Source organism: Candidatus Babeliales bacterium (genome assembly GCA_035944115.1).
Classification (GTDB): domain Bacteria; phylum Babelota; class Babeliae; order Babelales; family Vermiphilaceae; genus DASZBJ01.
In genome coordinates, this window is sequence record DASZBJ010000004.1 from 1 (window position 1) to 2216 (window position 2216).

General features: G+C 39.2%; 2 protein-coding genes. Both read left to right on the forward strand.

Going from position 1 to position 2216, the window contains the following annotated elements; genetic code table 11:
* Positions 1 to 414: hypothetical protein (locus tag VGT41_00320; GenBank protein ID HEV2600715.1), on the forward strand; the 414-nt coding region annotated here is incomplete at its 5' end.
* A gap of 43 nt (positions 415 to 457) precedes the next feature.
* Positions 458 to 2216: peptidoglycan-binding protein (locus VGT41_00325; protein HEV2600716.1), on the forward strand; the 1759-nt coding region annotated here is incomplete at its 3' end.

Genomic DNA, 2216 nt, shown 5'->3' on the forward strand with positions numbered 1-2216 from the left:
GATAATATAAGTTCTTCTCCAATTACCGTTGAAATTGATTTGGCATCCACAACAAATGTCAATCACGTCATTGTTTATGCTCCACGTCCATGGCAACAACAAGGTGCTCCGCTCGATTATTATCTTCAATATTATGATGCTACAAGTAGTGCTTGGATTAATATTGAACATGTTCAAGAAAATCCTAAGACTTTTGGTACATACTCAGTTCCAAATAATACAACCGTTGATACATATTATAGTAGTCGGTCATTATTTGATCATGCCTTTCCAGCAGTTTCAACGTCAAAGATTCGTCTGTTGGTAAATAGTGTGACATGGGGAGGAGGGGCGACACAGGAGACAAATCAAGCTGGTGGACAAACGAGTGGTCCAGCACTTTCTCTTCAAGAAGTGGAAATATATGGGCAGTAAATATAGAAGGGTGTGCTATTATTACTAAATGGAGAGTCAAGCTTTGTCTTATATTAAAAAAGCTATTATTTTCTTTTGTTGTGTATGCTTTTTAAATATACTATTTTTTCAAAGTTCTCATAGTGCACTAGCAGCCACCAATCTATCAAGTTGTACTACATTTAATAGATCTTTAGCGCCAGATGATAAAGACAGTACAACCGGAGGCTTGGTATCAAAACTCCAGTGGTTTCTTGTCTATAATGGCTATCTGCTGACTACTCCAACCGGACACTATGGTCCTGCAACTATAGCTGCTGTTCAAAAATTTCAAAATAAATATGGAATTGTCTCAGATGGAATACTTGGAGCAGCAACAGAAGAAAAAATTCAGGATTTAAGTTGCTTTTCTAATGCTGTGTTGCCACTCAATCTTCCAACAAACACCACAGATACATCTTCTAATTCTAATTCAAAAACATGTGTGGTACTTTCTCGCTCGTTAGGACCAAACGATAAAGATAGTACTACTGGTGGAGTACTTCTTGGATTAGTTTCTAAACTCCAGCAATTTTTAATACATCAAGGATATTTGAAGGCTGCTAGTACAGGCAATTTTGGTCCTGCAACAGTAGCCGCAGTTCAAAATTTTCAAAAAGACAATAAGATTGTGTCTTCAGGTAGTCCATCTACCACAGGCTACGGTGCTGTTGGAAAATTGACCCGTACTACAATTGAAAATATTTCTTGTAATCAGTCTGGAGGGTCTTCATTACTTCCCACTGGAATCTCTTCGTTGCCATTACCATGTACTCCTCCGGCACTTTTTAATTATCAAACAGGTATATCTTGTTTGCTTGCTACGAGTACTGCAACAACAGCTACTACTACTCAAATATATATCGGTGGTGGGTATTCAGGTGGCGGCGGAGGCGGTGGATCATCCGTACAATTACCTGGTATACCTAGTGGCCCAACAAATCTAGGGGCTGTTTCAAATACTATAGGTCAGGTTACCGTATCATGGACAAATACTGCCAATAATCAATCTGGTTTTAATGTGTATCGTTCAACAAATGAAGGTGCAACATTTAGTTCTATCGGTACTGCAAATGCTAATGACACTTCATATACCGATACAACCGCAACTCCTGGAGTAAAATATATGTATCGGGTCAGTGCTACCAATATTGGTGGGGAATCAACTCCAATGTATTATATTTCTGCAAATGCTCTTGCCAATTTTCAAGCAAACACTCATCCAGAGCCAACTCGAGTTGGATGGACGCTCGGTGGTCCTTCATTTCAATCTAGTGCACCAACAGGAGTGGTTACTATCGATTCGACTCGACCTGGCAGTGTCTTTTATCCTGGAGAGCCATTGTTCTTTTATCTTAATTCTGCACAATATGCACCAGGAGGTTATGCTAAAACCTATGAAGTGAGAAATTATGATGGCGCGATTGTCGATAGTGGACCTGTAGTAGATGGTAAAGATCTTACTCTTAATAGTGAGCCGCTTGGTTGGTATAAATTATATCTTTTTGGTAGTGCAACAACTGCCCAAAATGGTGATCAAATAGGAGATACTACCTTTTCTATAATTCGGCCAAATACTAACTTCCCAAGTACTGATGATATGTATGTAACTGGCGGTTATAACGCAGGCTATAAATTCATAAAAGATCATATCCAAGTCGATCAAACGATCAATTTCCCTGGTTGGGCAGGTGGTCCAAATCCTGTTGATGGTTCTACACCTTTCATCTCTGATCCAAATACTCCAGATCCGGCAACGTATAAAAATACGCTTTTTACCGTGA